Source organism: Streptomyces sp. NPDC048481 (genome assembly GCF_043200075.1).
Taxonomy (GTDB): domain Bacteria; phylum Actinomycetota; class Actinomycetes; order Streptomycetales; family Streptomycetaceae; genus Streptomyces.
In genome coordinates this window covers 1-1,051 of sequence record NZ_JBICXC010000030.1, presented here as the reverse complement: position 1 = coordinate 1,051, position 1,051 = coordinate 1, and the positions used below count along the sequence as shown (strand labels likewise).

Below are 1,051 nucleotides of genomic sequence, written 5' to 3'. Positions count from 1 at the left end.
CGTCCTACACCCTTACCCCGGGACAACCACCGCCCGGGATGGACTACCTTCCTGCGTCACCCCATCACTCACCTACTAACCGCTTGGTTCGGCGGCTCCACCACTTTCCTTTCCCCGAAGGGTCCGGAACGGCTTCACGGCCTTAGCATCACGATGCTCGATGTTTGACGCTTCACAGCGGGTACCGGAATATCAACCGGTTATCCATCGACTACGCCTGTCGGCCTCGCCTTAGGTCCCGACTTACCCTGGGCAGATCAGCTTGACCCAGGAACCCTTAGTCAATCGGCGCACACGTTTCTCACGTGTGAATCGCTACTCATGCCTGCATTCTCACTCGTGAACCGTCCACAACTACCTTCCGGTGCTGCTTCACCCGGCACACGACGCTCCCCTACCCATCCACACAGGCGTTGGCCCTATTGTGTGAATGACACGACTTCGGCGGTACGCTTGAGCCCCGCTACATTGTCGGCGCGGAATCACTAGACCAGTGAGCTATTACGCACTCTTTCAAGGGTGGCTGCTTCTAAGCCAACCTCCTGGTTGTCTCTGCGACTCCACATCCTTTCCCACTTAGCGTACGCTTAGGGGCCTTAGTCGATGCTCTGGGCTGTTTCCCTCTCGACCATGGAGCTTATCCCCCACAGTCTCACTGCCGCGCTCTCACTTACCGGCATTCGGAGTTTGGCTAAGGTCAGTAACCCGGTAGGGCCCATCGCCTATCCAGTGCTCTACCTCCGGCAAGAAACACACGACGCTGCACCTAAATGCATTTCGGGGAGAACCAGCTATCACGGAGTTTGATTGGCCTTTCACCCCTAACCACAGGTCATCCCCCAGGTTTTCAACCCTGGTGGGTTCGGTCCTCCACGAAGTCTTACCTCCGCTTCAACCTGCCCATGGCTAGATCACTCCGCTTCGGGTCTTGAGCGTGCTACTGAAACGCCCTGTTCGGACTCGCTTTCGCTACGGCTTCCCCACTCGGGTTAACCTCGCAACACACCGCAAACTCGCAGGCTCATTCTTCAAAAGGCACGCAGTCACGAGA

1 rRNA gene is annotated in these 1,051 nt (G+C 57.2%); it reads right to left on the bottom strand.

Features of this window, described 5'->3' with window-relative positions:
- Positions 1-1,051, bottom strand: a 23S ribosomal RNA gene (locus ACGFSH_RS34270); the annotation flags it as partial.